At 70.4% G+C, this 21,514-nt stretch carries 22 protein-coding genes, 1 tRNA gene and 3 pseudogenes; 13 read left to right on the forward strand and 13 right to left on the reverse strand.

Annotated features, from left to right (window positions below; translation table 11 throughout):
* Positions 1 to 119 precede the first annotated feature (119 nt).
* The 5 genes from C472_RS13460 to C472_RS13480 all read left to right on the forward strand — a co-directional run bounded on the left by C472_RS13460 (position 120) and on the right by C472_RS13480 (position 6,658).
* Positions 120 to 1,379, forward strand: coding sequence for an ABC transporter substrate-binding protein (locus C472_RS13460; RefSeq protein WP_006630398.1), 1,260 nt, complete (start codon positions 120 to 122; stop codon positions 1,377 to 1,379).
* The gene (locus C472_RS13465) at positions 1,376 to 3,745 is read left to right on the forward strand and encodes a methyl-accepting chemotaxis protein (protein WP_006630399.1); all 2,370 of its coding nucleotides are present in this window, start codon (positions 1,376 to 1,378) and stop codon (positions 3,743 to 3,745) included. Before C472_RS13460 ends, C472_RS13465 begins: the two co-directional genes overlap by 4 nt.
* 92 nt (positions 3,746 to 3,837) lie before the next feature.
* Complete coding sequence (locus tag C472_RS13470) at positions 3,838 to 4,068, forward strand: hypothetical protein (protein WP_049906650.1); 231 nt, start codon at positions 3,838 to 3,840, stop codon at positions 4,066 to 4,068.
* Between the two features lie 112 nt (positions 4,069 to 4,180).
* On the forward strand, positions 4,181 to 5,503 hold the full coding sequence (gene hisS, locus C472_RS13475) for a histidine--tRNA ligase (protein ID WP_006630400.1): 1,323 nt from the start codon (positions 4,181 to 4,183) through the stop codon (positions 5,501 to 5,503).
* 78 nt (positions 5,504 to 5,581) lie between these two features.
* A complete protein-coding gene (locus tag C472_RS13480) occupies positions 5,582 to 6,658 on the forward strand; it encodes a CNNM domain-containing protein (RefSeq protein WP_006630401.1) in 1,077 nt (358 codons plus the stop codon).
* Between the two features lie 253 nt (positions 6,659 to 6,911).
* Here the strand turns inward: C472_RS13480 and C472_RS13485 are convergent.
* From C472_RS13485 to C472_RS13505, 5 genes and pseudogenes are all read right to left on the reverse strand, one after another.
* Positions 6,912 to 7,329, reverse strand: a pseudogene (locus C472_RS13485) (DoxX family protein).
* 109 nt (positions 7,330 to 7,438) lie between these two features.
* The gene (locus C472_RS13490) at positions 7,439 to 8,254 is read right to left on the reverse strand and encodes an Nmad3 family putative nucleotide modification protein (RefSeq protein WP_006630403.1); all 816 of its coding nucleotides are present in this window, start codon (positions 8,252 to 8,254) and stop codon (positions 7,439 to 7,441) included.
* Positions 8,255 to 8,276: 22 nt separating this feature from the next.
* The gene (locus C472_RS13495; RefSeq protein WP_006630404.1) at positions 8,277 to 8,870 is read right to left on the reverse strand and encodes a DJ-1/PfpI family protein; all 594 of its coding nucleotides are present in this window, start codon (positions 8,868 to 8,870) and stop codon (positions 8,277 to 8,279) included.
* A 538-nt stretch (positions 8,871 to 9,408) separates the two neighbouring features.
* Positions 9,409 to 10,344 (reverse strand): acyltransferase, encoded by a 936-nt coding sequence (locus C472_RS13500; RefSeq protein WP_006630405.1) that lies wholly within the window; start codon positions 10,342 to 10,344, stop codon positions 9,409 to 9,411.
* Positions 10,345 to 10,397: 53 nt separating this feature from the next.
* A complete protein-coding gene (locus tag C472_RS13505; RefSeq protein WP_006630406.1) occupies positions 10,398 to 10,619 on the reverse strand; it encodes a hypothetical protein in 222 nt (73 codons plus the stop codon).
* 135 nt (positions 10,620 to 10,754) lie between these two features.
* On the opposite strand from C472_RS13505, the gene C472_RS13510 reads away from it, so the two are divergent.
* Positions 10,755 to 11,828, forward strand: a complete 1,074-nt coding sequence (locus tag C472_RS13510; RefSeq protein ID WP_006630407.1) for an aldo/keto reductase — start codon at positions 10,755 to 10,757, stop codon at positions 11,826 to 11,828.
* Positions 11,829 to 12,210: 382 nt separating this feature from the next.
* A complete protein-coding gene (locus C472_RS13515; RefSeq protein ID WP_006630408.1) occupies positions 12,211 to 12,951 on the forward strand; it encodes a helix-turn-helix domain-containing protein in 741 nt (246 codons plus the stop codon).
* Between the two features lie 16 nt (positions 12,952 to 12,967).
* Here the strand turns inward: C472_RS13515 and C472_RS16410 are convergent.
* Positions 12,968 to 13,602, reverse strand: a pseudogene (locus tag C472_RS16410) (IS6 family transposase).
* Positions 13,603 to 13,657: 55 nt separating this feature from the next.
* Positions 13,658 to 14,515, reverse strand: a complete 858-nt coding sequence (locus C472_RS13525) for a hypothetical protein (protein WP_006630409.1) — start codon at positions 14,513 to 14,515, stop codon at positions 13,658 to 13,660.
* A gap of 104 nt (positions 14,516 to 14,619) precedes the next feature.
* On the opposite strand from C472_RS13525, the gene C472_RS13530 reads away from it, so the two are divergent.
* Positions 14,620 to 15,015, forward strand: coding sequence for a CopG family ribbon-helix-helix protein (locus C472_RS13530; protein ID WP_006630410.1), 396 nt, complete (start codon positions 14,620 to 14,622; stop codon positions 15,013 to 15,015).
* Positions 15,016 to 15,037: 22 nt separating this feature from the next.
* On the opposite strand, the gene C472_RS13535 is transcribed toward C472_RS13530, so the two are convergent.
* The 5 genes from C472_RS13535 to C472_RS13555 form a co-directional block, all read right to left on the reverse strand.
* Positions 15,038 to 15,331 (reverse strand): chorismate mutase, encoded by a 294-nt coding sequence (locus tag C472_RS13535; protein ID WP_049906654.1) that lies wholly within the window; start codon positions 15,329 to 15,331, stop codon positions 15,038 to 15,040.
* A 7-nt stretch (positions 15,332 to 15,338) separates the two neighbouring features.
* The gene (locus tag C472_RS13540) at positions 15,339 to 16,232 is read right to left on the reverse strand and encodes a shikimate kinase (protein WP_006630412.1); all 894 of its coding nucleotides are present in this window, start codon (positions 16,230 to 16,232) and stop codon (positions 15,339 to 15,341) included.
* A 90-nt stretch (positions 16,233 to 16,322) separates the two neighbouring features.
* Positions 16,323 to 16,967 (reverse strand): hypothetical protein, encoded by a 645-nt coding sequence (locus tag C472_RS13545; RefSeq protein WP_006630413.1) that lies wholly within the window; start codon positions 16,965 to 16,967, stop codon positions 16,323 to 16,325.
* Positions 16,964 to 17,425 carry a hypothetical protein gene (locus C472_RS13550; protein WP_049906667.1) on the reverse strand — a complete coding sequence of 154 codons (462 nt, stop codon included), beginning with the start codon at positions 17,423 to 17,425 and terminating at the stop codon, positions 16,964 to 16,966. The genes C472_RS13545 and C472_RS13550 overlap by 4 nt, the downstream gene beginning before the upstream one ends.
* Entirely contained in the window at positions 17,422 to 18,789 is a 1,368-nt protein-coding gene (locus tag C472_RS13555; protein ID WP_006630415.1) for a hypothetical protein, read from the reverse strand. Before C472_RS13555 ends, C472_RS13550 begins: the two co-directional genes overlap by 4 nt.
* Before the next feature lie 156 nt (positions 18,790 to 18,945).
* Here C472_RS13555 and C472_RS13560 point away from each other — a divergent pair, with 156 nt between their 5' ends.
* The 5 genes and pseudogenes from C472_RS13560 to C472_RS17845 form a co-directional block, all read left to right on the forward strand.
* A complete protein-coding gene (locus C472_RS13560; RefSeq protein WP_049906656.1) occupies positions 18,946 to 19,404 on the forward strand; it encodes a DUF5796 family protein in 459 nt (152 codons plus the stop codon).
* A gap of 24 nt (positions 19,405 to 19,428) precedes the next feature.
* Positions 19,429 to 19,668: a DUF7508 domain-containing protein gene (locus C472_RS13565; protein ID WP_006630417.1), complete on the forward strand. Its 240-nt coding sequence runs from the start codon at positions 19,429 to 19,431 to the stop codon at positions 19,666 to 19,668.
* Positions 19,669 to 19,762: 94 nt separating this feature from the next.
* Entirely contained in the window at positions 19,763 to 20,164 is a 402-nt protein-coding gene (locus C472_RS13570; protein WP_006630418.1) for a ferredoxin, read from the forward strand.
* Between the two features lie 57 nt (positions 20,165 to 20,221).
* Positions 20,222 to 20,306 (forward strand) — tRNA-Leu (locus tag C472_RS13575).
* A 491-nt stretch (positions 20,307 to 20,797) separates the two neighbouring features.
* Positions 20,798 to 21,012, forward strand: a pseudogene (locus C472_RS17845) (hypothetical protein); the annotation flags it as partial.
* Between the two features lie 29 nt (positions 21,013 to 21,041).
* Here the strand turns inward: C472_RS17845 and C472_RS13580 are convergent.
* Entirely contained in the window at positions 21,042 to 21,485 is a 444-nt protein-coding gene (locus tag C472_RS13580; RefSeq protein ID WP_006630420.1) for a CBS domain-containing protein, read from the reverse strand.
* Positions 21,486 to 21,514 lie beyond the last annotated feature (29 nt).

Raw genomic sequence — 21,514 nt, forward strand, 5'->3', positions numbered from 1 at the left:
ACTCCGTCACATGGTGTCTCACGCATCTCCTCACCTCGGTCGCGATCGTTCCTCACTAGATTATCCGATCCGATAATTCGGAGTGAGGCGTTAAAACCCGGTCCCCATTCCAGTTGCGTATGTGTCGCAACGGGCGGATCTCGGAACGCAGCCGCCGCGAGTTGTTGGCCGCGACGACCGGCGTCGCGGCCGTCGGGCTCGGCGGCTGTCTCGGATCGAACGGCGAACAGGCCGCGGACAGCCGCACGCCCCTGTCGGAGCGAACGCTCCGGTACGGCGGCGTGATGGCGCTCTCGGGCGGACTGGGATCGGTCGGGGAACCGATCGCCGACGCGGTTGAGCTCCCGGGGAGACAGCTCGAGGCGTCGGACGTCGAAGCCGGCGTCGAGTGGCGGATCGAGGACTCGGAGACGACCGCCCGCGGCGGGATCGACGCGATGCGGACGCTCGTCGACGCGGGGTACCCCGCGGTCGCCGGGCCGCTCGGCTCCGACGTGACCCTCCAAGCGGTCCAGCAGGCCTCCATCCCCGCGGAGGTCGTCAACTGCTCGCCGGCGAGCACGACCCCGACGCTCTCGATCCTCAACGACCGCGGGTTCAGCTTCCGGACCGCGCCCGACGACTCGCTGCAGGCGGTCGTCGCCGCCGGCCTCGCGGCCGACGACCACGGCGCGTCCTCGGCGGCGACCCTGTACATCGCGGGCGACTACGGACGGCAGCTCTCGGGCGCGTTCGCCACGTCGTTCGACGGCGAGATACAGCGACAGGTCTCCTTCTCGGACGCCTACGAGGAGGCGCTCGCGACCGCGCTCGCGGACGACCCCGACCTGCTCTTCGTGATCGGCTACCCGGAGGACGGCGTCGAGATCTTCTCCCACTACTACGACGGCCACGCCGGCGACGAGACCGTGTTCACCACAGACGGGATGATGGACCCGTCGCTCCCGGAGCAGGTGGGCGAGCCGATGTCGAACGTGTACGGGACCGCGCCGTCCTCGAACGGCCCGGGCTACGACGCCTTCGCCGAGCGCTACGAGGCGGAGTACGATCGCTCCCCGGGCATCTTCACCGCGAACGGGTACGACGCCGCCGCGGTCCTCCTCCTCGCGAACGCCGCCGCGGGCGAGAACGACGGAGGCGCGATCCGCGAACAGATGCGGGCCGTCGTCTCCGACGGCGGCACCGAGGTCACGCCCGACACCCTCGCGGAGGGAGTCCGCCGGGCCGCCGCGGCCGACCCGGTCGAGTACCGGGGCGCGTCGAGCGAGGTCGTCTTCGACGAGAACGGCGACGTCTCCGGGATCGACTACGAGTACTTCCGGTACGACGTCGACGGGATCAGCGTCATCGAGACGGTCTCCCCGGAGGTGGAGGCATGAGCGGTCCCGACGCCGACCCCCGGGAGAGCGACGACCCCCGGACCGACGCCGACGGGTCGGTCGTCGGTCGCGTCGCGCGACGGCTCACCCCGGGCGTGATCCGGCGGAACTACCGGGCGAAGTTCCTCATCTCCATCCTCCTCGTCGTGGTCGTCCTCGCGGCCGTGGGCGGCGTGAACTACGCGAGCGCCGAGGCCACGGTCGAGCGGGACGCCGAACAGCAGCTCACCGCGACGGTGGACATGTACGCCGACTCGATAAACGAGTGGGCGGTCTCGATGGAGACGCACACGCGGTCCGTCTCGTCGACGCAGGCGCTCGCCGGGGCCGAGGCCGGGACCGCCGAGGGGGAGCTGATACAGAAGCAGGCGCAGCTCCCGGTCGACGTGCGGGCGATCCACCTCGTCGACACGGCCGGCGGCGAGGTCGTCACGAGCACGTCGCCCGCCCTCCGGGGCGAGTCGGTCGACGGGGTCGACGCCCCGTGGAGCGACGTGGAGCCGGGCGTCGACCTCACCTCGTCGAACGACGTGTGGAACTCGCCGACGGCCTACGAGTCGGCCGAGATGGGCGATCAGGTGATGGCGTTCGCCAGCCCCGTCGCGGGCGACGAGTCGCGCGTCGTCGTGCTGGTCGGCACGCTGGAGTACCGGGTCGACAACCTCCGACAGCTCCACGCGGATCAGGAGACGACGATTGTCGGCGCTGACGGCGAGACGATCCTCTCCAGCGGCGACGACGCCCTGAACGCCGACGAGGGGCTCGTCGCCGAACTGGGCGCGTCCCGCGACGGGGCCGCCTTCGAGCGCAACGATGACGAGGTGGCGGCGTACGCCTCGACCGGCGACAAGGAGTGGGTCGCGGTCACCACGGTCCCGACGGCGCAGGCCTTCGCCGCGGGCGACGCGGTCGGCACGAGCGTCCTGACGGTGATCGGTGCCGGGCTGCTCTCGCTCGCCGTCGTCGGACTGGCCCTGAGCCGACAGACGGTCGGGCCGCTGCGGGACCTCCGCGACCGCGCGGAGCGCATGGAGTCCGGGGATCTCTCGGTCGACTTGGAGACGAACCGGATCGACGAGATCGGTCGGCTGTACGGGTCGTTCGGCGCGATGCGCGACTCCCTCAGCACCAAGATCGACGAGGCGGAGTCCGCACAGGAGGCCGCCGAAGCGGAGCGCGAACGGATGGAAGAGCGGAACGACCGACTGCAGTCGACGGCCGACGACTACGGCGAGACGATGCGGGAGGCCGCCGACGGCGACCTCACCGCGCGGATGCGCACCGACGCGGACGACGAGGCGATGGCGGCGATCGCCGAGGAGTTCAACGGGATGATCGCGGAGATAGAGCGGACGTACGCCCGCCTCTCCGCGTTCGCCGACGAGGTCGCCGCCGCGTCCGAGCAGGCGACGGCCGCCGCGGAGGAGGTGGCCGAGACGGCCGACGAGGTCGCCGGCTCGGTCGACGAGATCTCGCAGGGAGCCGCGGACCAGAGCGAGTCGCTGGCCGAGGTGAGCGGCGAGATGAGCGATCTCTCGGCGACGATCGAGGAGGTCGCCTCCTCGTCCGACCAGGTCGCCGAGGCCGCCGCGCGGACGGCGGCGGCGGGCAACCGCGGGCAGGAGGCCGCCGAGGAGGCGATCGACGAGATGGAGACGACCGAGGAGACCGTCGAGGAGGCGGTCGCGGCGATCCACGCGCTCGACGAGGAGGTGAGCGAGGTGGACCAGCTGATAGACCGGATCTCGGAGATCGCGGAGCAGACGAACATCCTCGCGTTGAACGCCAACATCGAGGCCGCCCGCTCCGCCGGCGAGGCCGGCAAGGGGTTCGAGGTGGTCGCCGAGGAGATCAAGGCGCTGTCCGACGAGGTGAAAGATGCCGCGGAGACCGCGGAGTCTCGGATCGACGCGATCCGCGGGCGCATGGACCAGTCGACGGCGGAGGTCGAGTCGACGAGCGACCAGATCGACGACGCCGCGGAGCGCGTCGAGGCCGCCGTCGACGACCTCGAAGACATCGCCGACCTCGCCGACGAGACCAACGACGGCGTCCAAGAGATCTCGGACGTGACCGAAGAGCAGGCCGCCTCCACCGAGGAGGTCGTCTCCATGGCCGACGAGGTGGCGACGATAAGCGAGGAGACCGCCTCCGAGGCGGACACCGTCGCCGCGGCCGCCGAGGAGCAGACCACCTCGCTCGGGGAGGTCTCCGAGTCCGTCTCGTCGCTCTCCGAACGCGCGACCCGGCTCTCGGAGACGCTCGACCGATTCGAGACGGACGCCGACGTCGATCCGGCGGCGGACGAGCGAACGGGTCCGCGCCCCCGCGCGACTGCCGACGGCGGGAGCCGAGAGGCCGAGTAGCGCTGCGCTGGCGGCAGCGTCCGGCAACTTTTAAACGGCCACGCTATTCGGGGCATCCCGGCTTCACGACACGCGGCATACCTACGGGCGAGATGTCAGACGATCGAGCAACTGGCGGAACCGATGCCGACGACTCCGGTCCCGCGGGGGCCGGCGAGGGCGATGCGAAGCGGGCGCGGGACGCGGCGGATCCGATAGCGACTCGGACGCGCGTTCCGCCGGCGTCCGCGGAGGACGAGCGGACCTCCTCGGCTCCGACCGCGACCGACCTAGGCGAGAGCGACCGGGGGACACCGATCTGTCCGTACACGAGAGCGCCCTGACGCCGACCGGGCGAGGGCGCGCGTCACGCGACTCGGACGCCGACGCGACGCTGAAGCGATCTCTCGCCCCCGAAAGGATGCTTTCAAGCGGGCGCTCGCCGAACCGGCACGCATGTACGACGGCCTCAAGGGATTCCGCGACTTCTACCCCGGCGAGCAGTCCGCCCGCCGCGAGGTGACCGACGCGATCGAGGACGCCGCGAGCCGGCACGGCTTCCGCGAGATCGCCACTCCCGCCCTGGAGCGGACGGAGATGTACGTCGACAAGTCGGGCGAGGAGATCGTCGAGGAGCTGTACGCCTTCGACGACAAGGGCGGCCGCGGCGTCTCGATGACGCCGGAGCTGACCCCGACCGTCGCCCGGATGGTCGTCGAGAAGGGCCAGGAGCTGTCGAAGCCGATCAAGTGGATGTCGACCCGGCCGTTCTGGCGCTACGAGCAGGTCCAGCAGGGCCGGTTCCGCGAGTTCTACCAGACGAACATCGACGTGTTCGGCTCCTCGGCTCCCGAGGCCGACGCCGAGGTGCTCGCGGTCGCGGCCGACGCGCTCACGAGCCTCGGACTGACGGGCGACGACTTCGAGTTCCGCGTCTCGCACCGCGACATCCTCGGGGGTCTCGTCCGCGCGCTCGCCGACGACCCCGACGCGGTCGACGCGGAGGCGGCGATCCGCGCGGTCGACAAGCGCGCCAAGGTCGACGACGCCGAGTACGTCGGCCTGCTCTCCGACGCGGGCCTCGCACGCGACACAGCGCGCGACTTCGACGACCTCATTGCGGGCGTCGAGACGGTCGACGACCTCGACGCGATCGCCGAGGCGGGCGACGAGGCGGTTGAGGCGGCGGTCGAGAACCTCCGGAACGTCCTCGCCGCGGCCGACGACTTCGGCGCGGGCGAGTTCTGCGAGGTGTCGCTGACGACCGCCCGGGGGCTCGACTACTACACCGGCGTCGTCTTCGAGTGCTTCGACTCCACGGGCGAGGTGTCCCGCTCCGTCTTCGGCGGCGGCCGCTACGACGACCTGATCGAGAGCTTCGGCGGGCAGCCGACGCCCGCGGTCGGGGTCGCGCCCGGCCACGCGACGCTCAAGCTCCTCTGCCAGCGCGCCGGCGTCTGGCCCGACGAGGAGCTCTCGACCGACTACTACGTCCTCAGCGTCGGCGACACGCGGAGCGAGGCGGCCGCGCTCGCGAACGACCTCCGCGCGCTCGCCGACGACGTGGTCGTCGAGCAGGACGTCTCCGGCCGCTCGTTCGGCTCGCAGCTCGGTTACGCCGACTCGATCAACGCCGAGACCGTCGTCGTGGTCGGCGAGCGCGACTTAGAGAACGGCGAGTACACGGTGAAGGACATGGCGAGCGGCGACGAGACCACGGTTCCGGTCGAGGAGTTCCCGCCCGAAACCGGGCTCCCGACCTACGAGGACTACGAGTAGCGGTCCGGAACGCGGTCCGACCTCGGGCCGCCGTCGTCCCTCAACGCTTTTGGGTCGCGCGCCGGGACCGTGGGGACGATGATCCCGCTCTCGACGGCGATGGCCTCGACCGAGGTCGCCCTCCGGATCGCGGCCGGCGTCTCCCTCATCCTGATCAACGCCTACTTCGTGGCGATCGAGTTCGGACTGACCCGCCTCAGGCAGTACCCCGAATCGGAGATGGACTCGCCGGGGCTGCGGCGAGCGTGGGAGATGACCGACGACTTGGAGTTCTACCTCACCACCTGTCAGATCTGGATCTCGGGTACGAGCATCGCGCTCGGCATCGTCGCCGAGCCGGGGCTCGCGGCGCTTTTCGCCCCGCTGTTCGAGAACACGACGTTCGCGTCCGCCGGTGCCGGCTCCCTCCTCGGCTTCTTCATCATCAACATGGTCCACCTGACCCACGGCGAGCAGACGCCGACGTACCTCGGCGTCGAGCGCTCGAAGCAGGTCGCCGAGTACGGCGCGCGCCCGCTCTACTGGTTCGCGTGGCTCATCTCGCCGCTGATCCGGTTCGGCGACTGGGTGGCCAAGGCGACGCTCCGGCTGTTCGGCGTCGAGATGACCGGTTCGTGGACCGAGGCCGAAGGGGAGGTGTTGGAGACGCGCGCGCAGCTCCGCACCCGCCTCGGGTCGATGATGGAGGAGATCGAACTGCCGGCGGAGCGCCGCGAGGAGGTGCTGAACGCCCTCGACGTGGACCGGGTGACCGCGGCGGACGTGATGACGCCCGCCGACGGGATCGTCTCGCTGACCACGACCGCGTCCGTCGAGGAGAACCTCGATCGGATCCGCGACACCCCTCACACCCGGTTCCCGCTCGTCGGCGGCGATCTGAACGAGTTCGAGGGGATCGTCTACGCGCCGTCGATCGTGAGCCGCTTCGAGGCGCTCCGGTCCGGCGAGGCAACGTTCGCGTCGATCGCCGCCCCGCCGATGACGCTCGCGGCGGACACGAGCGTCAGCGACGCGTTCGACCGGTTTCAGGCGGAGGCGCAGGAGCTCGCTCTGGTGGTCGAAGACGGGGAGGTCGTCGGCCTCGTCACCGCGACCGACGCCCTCGAAGCGGTGATGGGACAGCTCGAAGACCCGCTGGACGCCGGTGACTTATAAAGGACGAGGCGGTGGCGCGCCGCCGAGGCCGCCTCGCGGCCGAGGTGCGCGTGCGAGGGAGTCGGCGCTCCGAAGCGAAGCGGAGGATCGCCGACGCGGCTGGGGCTTCGGCGGTCTCGGTTGTGGAGTTGTTCACGGCGAAAACAGTCACGTATAGCCGAGCGACCGGGGCTTCGGCGGTGTTCACCGTCGCTCCGGGAGTACCGAGTCGCACCCAACTAACCAGCCGTTCGGAACTGCCCCCGCATTCAGATCAGTTCTTGTACGCCTCGCGCAGGAACACCAGCGCCCCGCCCAACATCGCGAGGTTCCCGAAGAAGGCGAGCCGCTCGCCGCTCTTGTCGTCCTCGTCCGCGTTCCAGAAGTCGTGCATCGTCGCGGTCACGACCGTCAGGAAGGCGACCGCCGCGCCGGTCGCGATCCGGGGAAGCCGCCAGAGAACGATGCCGAGGCCGGCGACCACCATCATCCCGGAGGCGAACGGCGCGGCGACCTCGGGCATCGGGACGCCGGCCGACTCGGCGTACTCGACCGTGTCGTCCATGTCGCGGAAGTCTTCGGAGGCTTGGGCGGCGAGGCCGACCCCGAGCAGCGCGCGGCCGAGCCGAGAGGGGGGCCCCGCGGCCGTCGTCGCGCGCCGCGTCGGTCGTCTCCGTGTCGTCGTCGCTCATACGCTTCGTAACGGAGTCGGGCCCTATAAATCGCGGTGGCGGTGCGACCCAGTGGGCCCCTGTCCCGGTCACTCTCGCCCGGTCCGCGCCAGCGGCCGCGTCGTCGCCGTCACTCCCGCTCGATCCGCGAAAGCAGCCGCGCCGTCGCGGCCTCGTCGAAGGCCATCGGCCGCCGCCACCACGGCCCCTTCCCGGAGTCGCTCGACAGGGCGGTCACGATCGGGTTCGCCGCCGTCCCGGCCTCGGGCGCGCTCAGCGGGACGACGCGGTCGAAGAGCCCGGACGCGTCGCCGTCGCCCGCGACGACGACCCGCGCGTCGAACGGGTCCCGCTTCAGGTGCGCGTTCGTCGGCGCGGCCTCGGCGGCGGCCGCGCGCTCGACGACGCCGCCCCCGTCCGCCGAGACGGCCTGCTTGACCCGGATCCCGGCGAACAGAAACGCCCCCCACTCCGACGGGAGGTCGTCGTCGACGGCGACGCCCCGCTCGCGGAGCCACTCCCCGCCGCGGTCGTCCGCGCCCGCGTCGCCGACGCGCTCCTCGCCCGGTCCCCGCCAGTCGCGCGGCCGCAGCGACAGCGTCGCGTAGAAGCACAGCCAGTCGCCCGGGCCAAGCCCCGCGATCCGCCCGGCTTTCACGCCGTGGGGGTCGCCGTAGCTCGCCCGCTCGCGGCCGTGGACGCCCGGAAACTCGGGGTCCGCGTGAACGGGGACCTCCCGGAGTTCGCTCGGGAGCGCGAAGGGCAGGTCGAGGTCCGCGTACGTCGGCAGCGGCTCGTCGACCGCAAACCGCTCGCGCGGCAGCGTCGCGGCCGACTCCGGAATCGGGACGTACGCGAAGGAGCCGTCGGGGTAGACGGGCCCGCGGAACCCGGGGTCGTTCGTGTTCGCGGCGACGTTGACCGCGACGGCGCGGGGGTCGGGCATTAAAATGAGAGCTCCGGGCGAGTTAGTCCGCCGTCGCCGCAGTCGGATCGTGCTCGATCTCCGTCCCGAGCAGGTCGAGGAACTGCGCGATCCACTCGGGGTGGTCGGGCCACGCCTGCCCGGTGACGAGGTTGCCGTCGGTCGTCACGCCGTCGACCCACGAGCAGCCCGCGGCCTCGACCTCGGGCCTGACGGCGGGGTACGCCGTCAGCTCGTAGCCGTCGAGGACGCCCGCGGCCGCGAGGATCTGCGGCCCGTGACAGATCGACGCGACGGGCTTGTCAGCCTCGAAGAAGTGCCGGACCGCGTCGAGCACCTCGTCGTACCCGCGGAGGTACTCCGGAGCCCGTCCGCCGGGGACGACCAGCGCGTCGTACGCCGCGGGGTCGACCTCGTCGAACCCGTGCGTGAGTTCGAAATTGTGCCCCCGCGCCTCCAGATACGTCTGGTCGCCGCGGAAGTCGTGGATCGCGGTCTTGACCGACTCGCCGCCCTCCCGCTCCGGGCAGACCGCGTGGACCTCGTGGCCCACCGCCTGAAGCGCCTGGAACGGGACCATGATCTCGTAGTCTTCGCCGAAGTCGCCGACGATCATCAGTATCCGCTGTCCTGTCATGCGTGTAACACCACGCGATCGTACGCGTCGCACTCTCATAACGATACTGGCGAGCGGTAACACACCACGATCTAACCGCGACAGCTGATCGCGACCGCAACCGTGGTTCGCGGTGGCGCGTGCCTGTGAGGCCGCTCCGCGGCCGAACAGCACGCGCGAGGGACGCGGCGACCGAAGGGAGCCGCGAGGCTGGGGAGGCTGAGGTGCGGTTGCGGTGCGGGCGGGACTCGAAGGGGCAGCCGCGAGGACGCCGCAGGCGACGGCAGCACCGCAGGAACGAGCGCAGCGAGTGACGAGGAGCGCAACGAGCGTGCGGCGTCCTCGCGGCTGGGGCTTCGNGCCGCAGGCGACGGAAGCACCGCAGGAACGAGCGCAGCGAGTGACGAGGAGCGCAACGAGCGTGCGGCGTCCTCGCGGCTGGGGCTTCGGCGGTGTCCGTCACCGATTTCGACTTATAATACGGAACCCTCTCGTCCGACCGATCGATTCACCTCCCGGTAATCGCTACGAGGCGTCCGCAAAACCGTGACGCAACGGCCTATCGGTCCGTCGGGGGCGGCGAGGGGTTCTCGACGTCCGGCGGCTTCAGGTCCCGGCCGAACTCGTCGAACTGATCGAGGTCGTCGGGGAGTTCGTACTCGATCTCGCGTTCGTCCTGGTTGTCGGGGAGCCGCCCGTCCTCCAACTCCTCGGCGGCGGACTCCCAGCCGGGCTTCACGCGGACCGACCGAGCCGGCGACCCCACGACGACGTGGTGATCGGGCACGTCACCCTGAACGACCGACCGCGCGCCGACGACGCTGTTCTCGCCGATCCGGCAGCCGGCCCGGACCATCGCGTCGTAGGTGACGCGGGCGTCGTCCTCGATGATCGTGTGGAAGTTCCGGACCGTGGTCTGGTCGACGATGTCGTGGTCGTGGCTGTAGAGGTGGACGCCGTCGGAGATAGACGCGCGGTCGCCGATCGTCAGCTTCCCGCGGTCGTCGAGGTGGACGCCGTCGTGAATCACGACGTTGTCGCCGACCTCGATGTTGTGGCCGTAGGTGACGGAGATGCCCTTGAAAAAGCGGCAGTTGTCCCCGCACTCGGCGAAGAGGTGGTTGCCGAGCATCTGCCGGAAGCGGAGCGCGAACTCGACGTTGTCGGCCATCGGCGTGGCGTCGAACTGCCGCCAGAGCCACTGGAGGTGTTTCGAGCGCTGGAAGCGGTCCTCGTCTTTCTCGGCGTAGTACTCCGACTCCAGCGTCGCGTTACACGGGTCGTACCCCTGAAGGCGAACGCGCTCGGCCCGCGAGACGGACTCGCCGTCCTGCCACGCCTCCCACGCCTCCCGGTCGCCGTGGAGGTCGACCAGCACGTCGCGGACGACCTCGCAGGTGTCCTCGTCCGAGGAGAGCCGCTCGTCCACCTCGTCGATGAACCCTCGGACCCCGGCCTCGGCACCGTCGGGCAGGGACACGTGTCGCTTTGTCATCGGCCCACCTTCGTCGCCGTGGTTCAAAGGGATTCGGTTGTGCGAACGCGGCGTCAGGGAGCGTCGCCGCCCGCACCTCCCGGCTCGCCGCCGACGCGCCGGTCCCGGTCCGGACCGAGCGCGACGCCGACGACGCTCAGCAGAATCAGGAACAACACCGCGAGCATGAGACCGGTGGGGCCGTACCGAACGGTGAGGTCCGTGAGCCCGACCGCGGCGATCACCGCGAGCAGGAAGGCGATCACGTTGAGCGCGTCGTGGAGGGACTCGTCCATACGCGGTGGAACTCGCCGGTGACGCTTATAATCTGTGAGGCCGGTGTCGCCGGACCCGGCGTCTCGGCGAACCGGCGCTACCGCGTCCCGAGAGCGACCGCGCCCGATAAGTGTCCCGACCGCCAACCGGTGGGTATGCAACACCGCGAACTGGGGAACTCCGGCGTGGAGGTCTCCGAGATCGGCTTCGGCGCGTGGGTCGTCGGCACCGACTGGTGGGGCGACCGCTCGGACGAACAGGCGGTCGGAATGGTCGAGGACGCGCTCGATTCGGGCGTCACCTACGTCGACACCGGCGACGTGTACGGCCACGGCGACAGCGAGGAGATCATCGGGAAAGCGATCGACGGCCGCCGCGACGAGGTGACGCTGTCGACGAAGATCGGCTACGACTTCTACGACAACCCGCAGGCCGGCCACGGCGAACTGCCGAAGGAGCTGAACCGCGAGTACCTCACGGAGGCGTTCGAGGCCTCGCTCGACCGGCTCGACACCGACTACGTCGACGTGCTCCAGCTACACAACGCCAACGTCGACGAGGTCACCCCCGAGGTGCGCGACCTCCTCGCGGAGTGGAAGGCCGATGGCCGCGTCCGCGCGCTCGGCTGGGCGCTCGGCCCCTCGATCGGCTGGCTCGCCGAGGGCGACGCCGCCGTCGAGTACGAGGAGTTCGACGCGGTCCAGACCGTCTTCAACCTCTTCGAACAGGAGCCGGGACGGCACTTCGTGGACAGTATCCGTGAGAGCGGCTCGGACACCTCCGTCATCGCCCGCGTCCCGCACTCCTCGGGGCTGCTCAACGAGCAGGTGACGCCCGACACCGTCCTCGAAGACGGGGACCACCGCTCGCACCGCCCGAAGGAGTGGTACGAGACCGGCTGGGAGAAGGTCGAGGCGATCCGGTTCCTCGAGGAGCCGGACCACGCCGAGGGGACCCGCACGATGGCGCAGGCCGCGATCCGCTGGCTGCTCGCGCACGACGAGGTCGCCTCCGTCACGCCGACGTTCCGCGACGGCGACGACATCGCCGAGTGGAGCGCGGCGAGCGACGTGCCGCCCCTCTCCGAGGCCGAGTACGAGCGGCTCGACGACCTGTACGCCCGCAACTTCGATGTCGACCGCGACGACGGGATGGACGTGCTCCGAACCTCCGTCGACGGCGACGACATCGAGGCCGCCGGGCTCGACAAGCGCGCCGCGTCGTACTGAACGCTGGGCCGACCGCCGGTCGACTCCCAGTCTCGCCGCTCCGACCGACCCATCTCTTTCGCGTCGAAACCGCCGGACAGCGCGGCGTAGTCCGCGTCCCAGAACACTTTCACTCCGCACCGCGTCAGCGCCGCCGCTCCGCGATCGGTCGGGGGTGTTCGGGCCGCAGACGGACGGCGATCGGACCGCGAGCGAACCGTGAGCTAGCCGCGTCGCTGGCGGTCGTGGGAACGGTGGCTCGGTCGAAACCCGTCGTCACAGGGGGCTCGGTGGGGGTAACCGACTCGTCATCGCCACCACACCGACGGTTGCGCGGTCGCGGATATAAATGGCTCGCGACCGGTCCGGAACCCGTTTGAACCCCGGCGACCTCGGAGTCCCCATGCGGGAAGTGACGTTCCGGATCTACCACGCGGGGGAGCCGGAGTGCGAGGTGAGCGCGCGCCACCCGGAGGTCCGGTACCGGTCCGTCTCGTCGATGACCGGGAACGGTCCGGAGCGGAAGCGGATCGCCGAACTCACCGGTCCGTCGGCCGAGATCGAGGCGTTCGTCGAGGAGTTCCGCGAGTTCGACCTGATCGTCTCCGCGGAGCCCCTCGCGCCGATCGAGGGCGGCCACGCGTACGTCGCCCTGACGATCGACGCCGAGGCGGCCGACTGGGAGGGGATCGGCGACCGCTTCTCGCGGATGGGGATCCACTACCGGACGGGGACGACGATCTCCGGCGGCGTCGAGCGCTGGACGGCGTACTTAGAGGGCGACGACGACCTCTCCGCGGTGATGCGCGAGCTCGAACGCGGCGGCAACGAGGTGGAACTGGCGCGGAACGTGGAGCTCGCCTCGATCGAGCGCTCCCCGCAGCTCCCGGCGTCCGGGCTCCTCGACGACCTCACCGACAGGCAGCGGGAGGTGCTCGCGACCGCTATCGCCGCGGGCTACTACGACCACGGCGGCGGCGTGGGCGTCGAGGAGGTCGCGGCCGAACTCGGGCTCGGCTCGACGACGGTGTGGGAACACCTCTCGCTCGCCGAGTCGACGGTGATGAACGCACTGTTCGACCGGTTCGCGGAGGGCGAGCCGGTCACCGCCGCCCGCGAGACGGACCGGTCGGACCTCTCGTAGGTCCGGTCGGTAGTGTTCAGCTAAGCTGATTCAACGCGAAGGTGAAGGATCTGAGCCACTCGTTTGCTGTTTCCGCTTCGGCGTTGCTGAAACAGCTTGAGAAACTGGCAGTTCTGCGTTTTCCCTCACGGAAGATACGTTCGACGCTGTTCCGATATCCATGCCGCTCGTATCTGAAATCGACGCCATGTTTTTCACAAGCTCGGTGAAGTGGGACTGCGCCACCGACGAGAAAGATCGCGTCATCCACGTCGTGTTTGTCGCGGAGTTCTGCGAAAAACAGATCTGCGATCACGTTCGTTCTTGTCGTCTCAAGCGTTGTATGTGGGAAATCGCTTAATTGAGATCGACGGCAGCGGACAGCCAATACGGTTCATCGTTGCGCTGAATCACAGTCTCGTCAACGGCAACGTGATTCGGGCTCCGATCCGATTCCGGCTGCAGATCGCCTTTGTGAACCCAGTTATGAACGGTCGATCGAACTCGATCAACACCGAATACCTCAAGAACCGAAACAGTATCCGAGAGCGGTAATCCTGCCAAATGGAGCTGAATACTGAGCTTCATCGACGGCCGCGGTGTCGCCTCTCGCTTCACAAACTCTGCGTTTATCTCGTCCAAACAGCCGCTGAAGCGCTCGTTTTCGGGCATAGGTCACTTTGAAAACGCACCGCCTCACTTTCGATCCGTATCTGAACACCGCCTCTCAGAACACCCCGGCGATGAACCCGACGCCCATGACGACGAGGACCGCCGCGGAGAAGGCGGGGAGGTAGGGCGCGTACCGCTCGACGCGTTCCTGCGACCGGTGATACCCCGCGACCAGGAGCATCGTCAGGCCGACGATGCCGGCGATCACGGTGAGCGCGTATGCGCTCATCAGTTCGAGACAGCGGTTCGACCCGGCACAGAGCGCGATGATCTCGAACTCCTCCTCGTGGGCGAACCCGAGGACGAACGCGAACCACGCGATGCCGAGGAGCCCCCTGTCGGCGCTCTCCTCGAAGCCGTCGTGCGAGTGCGAGTGACCGCCACCGACGGACGGGAGATAACCCCACAAGCGGGAACCGAGTCCGGGGTCGTGGCCGTGGTCGGCGGACTCACCGTGGTCGTGGCTGTGGTCGTGACCGTGGTCATGATCGCCACCGGACGCGTTGTCGTGTCGATCCGGCGAGCCGTGGTCGCGGTGGTCGTGTACGTCGTCGGAAGCGCCGTGAGAGTGGCCGTGGACGTACTCGCGGACCCCGAGGCCGACGAGCAGGACGCCGGCGACGAGGCTGACCGGGCCGCCGATCCGGACGCCGCCGAGCACCGTGATCGGCTCGTTGACTTGCGTGAGATCGAAATACCCCTTCGCGTAGAAGAAGACGCCCACCATCGCGACGCTGCTGACGAGGTGTCCGACGCCGATGATGAGACTCGCCGCGAACCCGTAGACCCACTTGTTGGTCTGGTCGAGCGCGTACGAGGCGGCGACCGGCCAGCCGTGGCCCGGTTCGACGCCGTGGACCGCGCCGAGCAGAATCGCGCCCGCGAGCGGCCCGAGCAGTTCGCCCGAGAGCATCGTTCGGGTGAGACTCGAGGGCGACCGCGTTTAGCGGTTGTTACTACCGGATCGGGGGGATCGTCATAACGGGGTTCTTGTGGCCCGGCGCTCACCACGAGAGCGTGCGCACGAGCTTCAACATCCCGGACGAGACCGTCGCGGAGTTCGACCGGGTGTGGCGCGACGAGGGAATCGAGAACCGGTCGCGGGCGGTCCGGGAGGCGATGTCGGAGTACATCGAGGCGCATTCCCGGCTCGAATCGACGACGGGCGAGGTCGTCGCGCTCGTGGGCTTCGACTACCGCCACCACGACGTCATCCGGGAGCTCCACGGCGTCCAACACGCGTACCAGGACGTGATCCTCAACACGAGCCACACCCATCAGGGCGAGTGGTGTCTCGAATCGCTGTTCTGCCGCGGAGACGCCGAACGCGTCCGCGAACTGACCTACCGCCTCCGCGACTTCGACGGCGTCCGGCGGGTGAAGGTGATGGTGATCCGGGACGGCGTCGAGTAGGCGACCACGCCCTCGGCGTCGGCTACCGGCTCTCCCGCTGCTCGACCTTGTTCAACTCGATCAGCAGCCGGAAGATCGCCTTCACGAGGTTCGCGTCCACGTCGAACTGCTCGGCGTTCTCGCCCGCGCGCTCCATCACGCGCTCCTCTTGGCCCTCGTCGGTCGTCGGGAGGTCCCGGTCCTCCTTCACGGCCGCGACCGTGTCGGCGACGTAGGTCCGGCGGGCGATCAGTTCCACGATCTCGCGGTCGATGTCCTCGATCTCGCGGCGCAGTTCCTCCAGGCTCATCTCTTCGGGGTTTGGTGTCTCGCTCATTGGTGGGTCACTCGACGGCCGCGCCGTCGTTTCTCGTCGTCGTTCGCCGCAGCGTTCCGGGCCGGTCGCGCCACGCGTCGGCGACCGCGTCGAGGTCGGTCTCGGGGTCGTCGGGGGCCGCGACGGCGACGACGCTCGGCCCGGTTCCCGACAGCGACACCGCCGTCGCGTGGGGCATCGCCTCGACCGCGGGGTCGGCGTCGAAGCCGAGCGCGGCCGAGAAGGCCAGCCCGTTCACCGTCATCGCCTCGCCGTACCGGCCGTCGAGCGCGAGGTCGGCGACGAGGTCGGCCATCGGGGCCACCGCCTCGCAGCGCGCCACGTCGGCGTCCGCGCTGTAGGCCCGCTCCGGCGGGGTCCAGACCAGCGCGTCCCAGTCGACCGGCTCGCGGACGCGCAGTTCGTCCGCGTCGTTGTCGGTGACGGTGACGCCGCCGAGCATCGACGCGGTCGCGTCGTCGAACGCGCCGGTGACCGTGACGCCGGCCTCGCGGGCCGCCCGCACGCCGAGCCGGCACGCCTCCAGTCGGGTCACGTCGATCTCGGGGTCGTCCGGGTCGTCGCCGACCGCGAGCCCGAGCGCGTCGCAGGTCGCGAGGGCGGTCGCGTTGGCGGCCGCGCTGGAGCTCTTGAGGCCGGCCGCGAGGGGCACGTCGCTGTCGGTCCGGACCGTCCCGCCCTCGCCGTCGCCCCAGCGCTCGGTCGCGAGCGCGACGCAGCGCTCGATCAGGTCGGTGTCGGCGTCGGCGTCCTCGGCGATCGTCCCCTCGACGCGGTCGGCCGCGGGGTCGAGTTCGACGGTCGCGCGCGTCTCGACGTCGATCCCGAACGCCGCGCCCGTGCCGGTCGCGAGCGCGTTCAACACGGTCCCGGCACCGAGTGCCGCCGCCCGTCCCTCCATGGATCCACGGCTCGCGAGCGCGGACAAAGAGGTAGCGATCACGGCGAGACTCTCGGCCGGGGATCGCGGAGGGTACCGGAACCCGGCCGGTCAGAGCGGTTCGGCGCGCCGCACCGCCGCGTCGACCGCGTAGCTGCCGGGGTCCGCGCGGGCGTTGCTCCGGCGACTCGGGAACGTGATCTCGGCCGTGAACCGCCTGGATCGAGAGCCGTCGAACCGGTTGTCGGGCGAAAACCGCTCGGTGACGTACTCGAACCCGACGGCCTCGCGCTCGTCCGACCCGGCCGGCGTCGCGTACGCGTCAATCCGGAACTCGACCGTCCCGTACTCGAAGCGACCCGCGTTCTCGACGGTCAGGCGCGCCTCGACCGTCGTCCGGCCGCCGCTCTTCGTCACGTCGAGGACGGTCGCCTCCGTGACGAGCAGTCCCGAGCCGTCGGGACCGACTTCGTCCGGCGCGTCGTCGGCACCATCCTCGCCGCTTCCGGCGTTACTGCCCGAGTCCCCGCCGTCCGCGTCCGAGCCGCCCCCGCCGTCCTCGTCGTCCGTCTGCCCGGCGGCGTCGCCGTCGACGCTCTCCTCCTCGGAAGTCACGAGACAACCGGCGAGCAGTCCGGTCGCGCCGACGGCGAGGACGCCCCGCCGCGACGCGTGCCGGAGGGAAGGGTCCTCGTCGGGAGCGGCCGGGCCCGCGTCGCGGTGACCGTCCGGCTCCGCGTCGGCGTCGCGGGTCATCGCATCACCGTCCCCAGGACGCCGGTCGACGCGCCGACGGCCCCGGACACGAACGCGGTCGCGAGCGTCGGCAGGAGCGCGTCGGCGATCCCGTGCGCCTGCGTCGCGGCGTCGCCCTGCGAGACGACGATCACCGTGACCGCCACCAGCCCGTACGCCAGCGCGCCGAGACCGGTTCCCAACCCGCAGGTCGACGCCGCAGAGACGACGCCCCGAGCGCGCGACCCGACGAGGACGCCGATGACGCCGGCCAGCGGGACCGCGGCCACGAGGACCGTCGCGGTCGCGGCGAGGTACGACTGCGCGACGAACACCGGCCCGAACCGCGCCGTCTCGCCGGTCGCGGCGGTCGCCAGCGCGGCCTCGGCCCAGCCGGTCGCGGCCGCGCCGACGATGCCGACGCCGGCTCCGACGAGCGCGAACACCGCGGCCACCAACCCGATCTCGTTCGCGTTCACGCGCCGGTCACCCACCCGTCCCGCAGTCTGCCGCGCCAGCCGGTCCGCTCCTCCCACGCGTCGCCGGAGAAGCCGGTCGCGAGCAGGAACTCGCCGGCCCGGACGACGTAGCCGTACTGGACGCCGGCGTGTTCGTCGAAGCCGTACCGCTCGCCCTCCGCCTCGCGGTGGTAGAAGCGGTACCAGGCGGTCGGTCCGGGGTCGACCGCGTCCCCCGCTTCGCCCGTCGCGTTGGCGGCCGTGTCGTTCGTCGGCTCGGAACCGTTCCCGCCGAAGTCGGAGCCGGCGAGCGTCGCCTCGGGGTCGATTGCGGCGCGGCCCTCGGTCGCCCCTTCGTCGAGTGCCGTCGAGAGCCGGGCCGCGGCGGTCTCGGCGTCGGGATACCGTTGGACGTGGACCGGGACGCCGTCGAGTTCGCGGGCCCAGCCGCGGAACGGGTCTCGCCGTCGGTTCCCGACGGCAGGCCGGTCCGCGAACGAGACGAACAGCTCCTCGACGCGGTCCGCCGGCTGCGGGATCGGCCCGAGCCGGGCGCGGAGTTCGCGCCGGCGCTCGGAGCCGAACGCGTCGCCGTAGATCCGCGGAACGCGCTCGGGGGCGAGCTCGTCGTCGTACGGGCGGTGCGCGAACGCCGAGAAGCCGCGGCTCGCGACGGCGAGTTCGACGAGCGCTCCGCCCGTGACCCGGCCGCGTTCGGGGTCCTTCGGCGGGAGGGGTGCCAGCAGCCGGCGGAACAGCCGGTTGTGGATCGGGTCCCGGGAGAACGCCGACTCGACGTAGATGTCGGTCCCGATGCTCGAGAGGCCGTCGCGCATCCGGTCCAGCTCTTCGAGGGCCCGGTCGACGTCGCCGCGGGGGGCGAACTCCCGCAGGACCTCGACGTGGGGGTCGACCCGCTCGCGGATCCGCGGGCCGGGCGAGAAGTGGGGTTCGAGCGCCTCGGCCGCGCGGGCGACGGCCTCCTCGCCGGCGGCCGCGACCGCGTCCACCTGGTCGCCCGTGATCGCCGCCTCCTCGTCGACGGTCGCGCGGACCGATTCGACGGTCGAGACCGCCGCGGCGACCGCGTCTTGATAGGTCGCGACCGCCTCCGGGTACTCGGTCGCGAACCACACCGCGTCGTCGACGACCGCGCGCGTCGCCGACGCCAGCGCGGCGTTGAGCGTCGGCGGCTCGCCGTCGGCGTCCGCCGGCTCGTCGGGAGGGCCGTCTTCGGACGGGCCGTCGCCGGGATCGCCGGCGTCGCCCGGGGCGTCGGCGTCCGCGGGAGCGTCGGGGTACTCGACGCCCTCGACGCCGAGACACCCGGCGGTCCCGACGAGGGCGGCACCGACGCCCAGAAGCGTCCGTCGCGTCCGTTCCATGCCACGCACTCCCCGCGGCAGGAACTTAAATGTGGCACGCCGATTCTCGCGGCTGACAGCGCCCGGACGCGCGGCCGTCCGACCGTAGTCCCTCGGAACGACCCGGCGCGAGCCCCGAGCGCGGCCCTTTTGAGGCCGGCACCCCGAGCGACGCGTATGTCCGCGCCAACACGCAGCGACGTGCCGCCCACGTCGATCGGCGTCGACCTCCGCGAGGAGGGCGTCGTCGTCGAGTACCTCGACGGGCGGACGACCCTCTACCGGGGCGTCCCCGAGTCCGCCGAGGGGTCGGTGACCGCGGGTCCCGGCAAGGAGACCCACGTCCTCGTCACCGACCCCACGGAGACCGAGGGCGTGATGACGTACGTGAACGACTACAAGACCGACGACGAGATCCTCGAAGACTCCGGCGTCGGCCGCGTCATCGTCGAGGACGGCGAGCGCGACGAGGTGTTCCCGGGCGTGATCGTCGGCCGCGACGGACAGCGCAACGAGGTCGTGGCCGACCCCGAGATCGCCGGCGGGCGGGTGTTCGTCTTCGTCGAGGACGGCTGGACCGAGGGGAGCTACGAGATCGTCGAGGGGCCGGAGGACGGCCTCGACGCGCATCGCTGAGGCCCCGATATCAGATCGCATCCGATGAGCCTCGCGAAACCGTGGCGCGACCTCGACCGCTCGACGGTCGGGAGCGCGCCGGACCGCTACGCGCTGTACGAACTCGGCGACCCCGACGGCGACACGGTCGGGTTCGGGACCGGGATCCTCCGCGACGAGCTGAAGGAGGCGCTCGCGTACGGCGACGCCGCGAAGGTCCGCTGGGAGTCGGCGGAGTCGGCCGATCACGCCGAACGACTGCTCGCGGAACACGTCGAGGGGTAGTTCACGGGCCACGCGGACGAGCGAGCGACCCCCTCCTTGCGAGAGCGCGGGAACGACCGACAGACGAAAGTCCCGCGGCCGCCGAGGGACGGACATGAGCGACGAGGCCGAGACCGGCGACGACGAGGCCGCGATCGACAGCGGCGAGGAGGCCGCGACCGACGGCGGTGAGGAGGTACTTCGCGCGAGCGACCTCGGCGGCGAGGGGCCGCCGGTGGAGGAGAAGCCCTACAAGATCGTCTTCGAGGCGAACAAGTGCTTCGGAGCGGGGAAGTGCGCCGAGGTCGCGGACAACTGGGTGATGGACGTGGTGAGCGGGATGGCGAAGCCGGAGACGTACTACATCGGCGAGGAGGACTTAGCCGAGAACGTCCGCGCGGCGGAGGCGTGTCCCGCGAAGAAGGAGGCGGGCGTGATCCACGTCGTCGACCGCCGGACGGACGAGGAGATCGCCCCGGACCCGCACGGCGACGGGACGCTCTCGGTCGACTGGTAGGGCGTCCGGCCGGGGTTCCGAAAGGTGTTTCACCCCGCCGCGGGTAGCCGAATCCGCGCGGGGGTGGCTGAGCCTGGCCAAAAGCGGCGGACTTAAGATCCGCTCCTGTAGAGGTTCGAGGGTTCGAATCCCTTCCCCCGCATCGCTGTCGCGAGCACACCGCGAGCGACAGCGCTGAGAATAGAAGGGATTCGAAGTAGGGAGGTCGCGCGCAGCGAAGCGAGCACGTCCGACCGTGGTTCGAATCCCTTCCCCCATACGGAGATCTTACTGGAATTGGGTGTCATGGGATGTTGTTTTCACGTATCTCTTACTGAGTCACCCAATAGGACGAACCTGCTTACAGGACAGGTATTTCGTGTGTGATGTTGGTGATGAGAATGGGATTGCTTCTGGTGCGGTGAATACTCCCGAAGCCCCAGCCGCGAGGACTCGGTGCGCTCGCTGTGCTCCTCGTCGCTCACTCCGTTCGCTCCTGCGGTGCTTACGTCCCGCGCCTTCGCCCTCGCGGCTGCCCCTTCGAGTCCCACCCGCCCCGCACCGCATCGCACCTCGCACCTCCCCAGCCTCGTCGGCGGTCCTCAGCTTCGCTCCGGACCGCCGACTCCCTCGCGCGGCGCTGCTCGGCCGCAAGGCGGCCTCGCAGGCGCGCGCCGCCTCGAGTTCTGCGACGGCGGCCTCGTCCAGACGCTGTTCTGGGCGCGGCTCCCGGGCGACACGCTGATCATCGCCGGGACGGCGATTACATGGCCGACCCGATCCGCAAGCGGTTCGTCCTCCGCGCGTCCGAGGACGATCCCTCGGTCGACGACATGGCTGTCACCGAGGGGATCGCGGGGGACGACTGAGGGGTCGACGCGCCGGCCGCCCGGATCACTCAGTCGCCGAAGCCGTCGGAGCGTTCCGACCACCCCGTCGCGTCCGTCGCGAGGTCGTGTACCTCGCGTCGGATCCCGGCGTAGTTGTCGACGACGTCCTGCGTGGTGACGATCCCCGCCGGGGTCACCCCGTCGACGACGACGAGCTTCTTGACGCCCTCCGATCGCATGCGTTCCGTCGCGGTCCTGAGTGTGGCGTCGGGTCCGACGGTGACGAGCGGGGCGCTCGCCGCCTTCTGTACCGGAATCGTCGACAGCGGGTCGTCGGTGGCGTAGGCGGCGTGGAGGACGTCGCTCTCGGTGAGGATCCCGGCGGGCGTCCCGCCGTCCGTGACGACGACGCTCCCGACCCGGTTGCGGAGCATCCGCTCCGCCGCGTCTCGGACCGCGGCGTCGGCGTCGCAGGTCACGAGGTCCGTCGTCATCACTTCCTCGACGCGCATGGGGTGAGATAGCACGGCGGAGTACTTGT

The organism is Halorubrum tebenquichense DSM 14210, assembly GCF_000337415.1.
Classification (GTDB): Archaea; Halobacteriota; Halobacteria; order Halobacteriales; family Haloferacaceae; genus Halorubrum; species Halorubrum tebenquichense.

Excerpts from the sequence above, each read along its gene's own strand:
- C472_RS13505 (WP_006630406.1), bottom strand. The coding sequence starts at position 10,619 with ATGGACGAGTCCCTCCACGACGCGCTCAACGTGATCGCCTTCCTGCTC.
- C472_RS13580 (WP_006630420.1), bottom strand. The coding sequence starts at position 21,485 with ATGCGCGTCGAGGAAGTGATGACGACGGACCTCGTGACCTGCGACGCC.
- C472_RS13510 (WP_006630407.1), top strand. The coding sequence starts at position 10,755 with ATGCAACACCGCGAACTGGGGAACTCCGGCGTGGAGGTCTCCGAGATC.
- C472_RS13565 (WP_006630417.1), top strand. The coding sequence starts at position 19,429 with ATGAGCCTCGCGAAACCGTGGCGCGACCTCGACCGCTCGACGGTCGGG.
- hisS (WP_006630400.1), top strand. The coding sequence starts at position 4,181 with ATGTACGACGGCCTCAAGGGATTCCGCGACTTCTACCCCGGCGAGCAG.
- C472_RS13500 (WP_006630405.1), bottom strand. The coding sequence starts at position 10,344 with ATGACAAAGCGACACGTGTCCCTGCCCGACGGTGCCGAGGCCGGGGTC.
- C472_RS13540 (WP_006630412.1), bottom strand. The coding sequence starts at position 16,232 with ATGGAGGGACGGGCGGCGGCACTCGGTGCCGGGACCGTGTTGAACGCG.
- C472_RS13560 (WP_049906656.1), top strand. The coding sequence starts at position 18,946 with ATGTCCGCGCCAACACGCAGCGACGTGCCGCCCACGTCGATCGGCGTC.
- C472_RS13515 (WP_006630408.1), top strand. The coding sequence starts at position 12,211 with ATGCGGGAAGTGACGTTCCGGATCTACCACGCGGGGGAGCCGGAGTGC.
- C472_RS13495 (WP_006630404.1), bottom strand. The coding sequence starts at position 8,870 with ATGACAGGACAGCGGATACTGATGATCGTCGGCGACTTCGGCGAAGAC.
- C472_RS13460 (WP_006630398.1), top strand. The coding sequence starts at position 120 with ATGTGTCGCAACGGGCGGATCTCGGAACGCAGCCGCCGCGAGTTGTTG.
- C472_RS13465 (WP_006630399.1), top strand. The coding sequence starts at position 1,376 with ATGAGCGGTCCCGACGCCGACCCCCGGGAGAGCGACGACCCCCGGACC.
- C472_RS13490 (WP_006630403.1), bottom strand. The coding sequence starts at position 8,254 with ATGCCCGACCCCCGCGCCGTCGCGGTCAACGTCGCCGCGAACACGAAC.
- C472_RS13470 (WP_049906650.1), top strand. The coding sequence starts at position 3,838 with ATGTCAGACGATCGAGCAACTGGCGGAACCGATGCCGACGACTCCGGT.
- C472_RS13525 (WP_006630409.1), bottom strand. The coding sequence starts at position 14,515 with ATGCTCTCGGGCGAACTGCTCGGGCCGCTCGCGGGCGCGATTCTGCTC.
- C472_RS13570 (WP_006630418.1), top strand. The coding sequence starts at position 19,763 with ATGAGCGACGAGGCCGAGACCGGCGACGACGAGGCCGCGATCGACAGC.
- C472_RS13480 (WP_006630401.1), top strand. The coding sequence starts at position 5,582 with ATGATCCCGCTCTCGACGGCGATGGCCTCGACCGAGGTCGCCCTCCGG.
- C472_RS13555 (WP_006630415.1), bottom strand. The coding sequence starts at position 18,789 with ATGGAACGGACGCGACGGACGCTTCTGGGCGTCGGTGCCGCCCTCGTC.
- C472_RS13545 (WP_006630413.1), bottom strand. The coding sequence starts at position 16,967 with ATGACCCGCGACGCCGACGCGGAGCCGGACGGTCACCGCGACGCGGGC.
- C472_RS13535 (WP_049906654.1), bottom strand. The coding sequence starts at position 15,331 with ATGAGCGAGACACCAAACCCCGAAGAGATGAGCCTGGAGGAACTGCGC.